This is a genomic window from Roseovarius salincola, assembly GCF_026891095.1.
Taxonomy (GTDB): domain Bacteria; phylum Pseudomonadota; class Alphaproteobacteria; order Rhodobacterales; family Rhodobacteraceae; genus Roseovarius; species Roseovarius salincola.
Genome location: NZ_JAPTNL010000050.1, coordinates 1 through 1,514, shown reverse-complemented (window position 1 = coordinate 1,514; position 1,514 = coordinate 1). Strand labels below are relative to the sequence as shown.

The following is a 1,514-nucleotide window of genomic DNA, read 5'->3' as shown; positions in this document are numbered from 1 at the left end:
CCGATGATCTGTTCGTCTGAAAATCTGCGTTTCATGATCCATCCTTTTCTCGGACGGATTACTAACACCTCAATGGCCTGAGTTCAGGGGGCTGGGTCAGCGTCCACGAAGGTGCGGCCCGTATAATCGAGCACGGTCTGACGCATTCCGCCGAATGCACCGAGCGCTATTCCATTCTGCCGGGCGATCCCACATCCGCCGAAGGAGAGGTCACCTGGATCCACGAGATGCGGCGCGAGGAGTGGGCGGTGCGGACCGTAACCCACACCCACCTGTCTTGCGACAGCACGCATTTCCATCTCCGCGCGCGGATGCAGGCATTCGACGGAGACACCTCCGTACGCGACAAGACCTATACGGCGAGCATTCCGAGACAGGCCGTGTGACGCAAAAGCACCGGTCGCGGGCAGCCAAAGCTGACTTTAAGAGCAGCCAGTAAACTGCCGGGATCGTGTCAATCCGCATTCAAAACTGACCCAGTGCGATCATTCCAATCCGACCACCCAATGGGAGATTCCCGTGGAGAAAGCTTGGTGGCTTCTGGCGGGGCGTACGGATTGGTCAGTTGGGCTAAGGAGCTGATTGCTTGTAGTGCACAAGTCGTGTTGAACCGCACCGGGTTTTCCGGAGCGGTTCACACGTGCTCGACCGCATTGTCACCTAAAGGTTTAAGAGTGAACTAGAGTGAGCAATTACTTACATTGATCCAAGCGCATTAATATATCCTTCAGTGTTTAGGGTAACCGTAGGCGAAGAAATTCAAGAACTAGGGTTTAGGGCAGCCGCTCCTGCAAGCATGATGACACCCAGGATGAAAATCTGGATGGCCAGCGAGAATGCTGTGCTCATGATGCTCACGAGGAGAGCCAGGATCACGCAGACATAGCCTGCAGAGCTGACCAGGCGCAGCATCAGCTGGCCTCGGGTTCAGCGGACTCTTCGGGTCCGTCAGGGATCGGAACGTTCTCGCCACCCCCTGCATTGGTGGTTGCTGCGACAGGCTCGTCAGAATCTCCATAGGGAGGTTCTGTGAAGCCGTCTTCGTAGTCTTCGCTCGGCTCTTCCACATCCTCGTCAGGAACTTCCGTCCCGAAGCGAACGGGATTCTCCAGGAACTTGGCACATTCCATAAGCTGGTTCCCCAGGTTGGGGTTGATCTTGCTCACGGTCATGCGGGCTTTTGTGAGAACGCCGTGAATTGCCTGAGCCTGTGAAGCAGACAACGTGATGTCAGTTTTAGCCATGGGCTATCCCCTCCAATGCCGCAGTTCCTCAGGTTTAGGGTTTAGGTGTCATATAGAAGATCACGGAATCTTGTGACACCTTTGACCCATAGGGTTAGAAACAAAGCCGCCAACCCAATTGGCGCCAATAAAGGCATAAGATTGTACCACCACGTCATTTTCACGCATTTCGCGGTAATCCCCCCGAAAATCAGTGGTGTTCAAAAGTAGAATTTTCTCGGCAAGATATCTGAGGAGATTTACGATGAAGAACGGACGATACAGCGATGC

3 protein-coding genes are annotated in these 1,514 nt (G+C 54.2%); all 3 read right to left on the bottom strand.

The features are described from left to right. Positions 1 to 759 precede the first annotated feature (759 nt). Complete coding sequence (locus N5A93_RS19430) at positions 760 to 912, bottom strand: hypothetical protein (protein ID WP_268956748.1); 153 nt, start codon at positions 910 to 912, stop codon at positions 760 to 762. Further along, on the bottom strand, positions 912 to 1,244 hold the full coding sequence (locus tag N5A93_RS19425) for a hypothetical protein (protein WP_268956747.1): 333 nt from the start codon (positions 1,242 to 1,244) through the stop codon (positions 912 to 914). Before N5A93_RS19425 ends, N5A93_RS19430 begins: the two co-directional genes overlap by 1 nt. Before the next feature lie 60 nt (positions 1,245 to 1,304). Next, the coding region (locus N5A93_RS19420; RefSeq protein ID WP_268956746.1) for a hypothetical protein at positions 1,305 to 1,514 on the bottom strand (210 nt) is incomplete at its 5' end.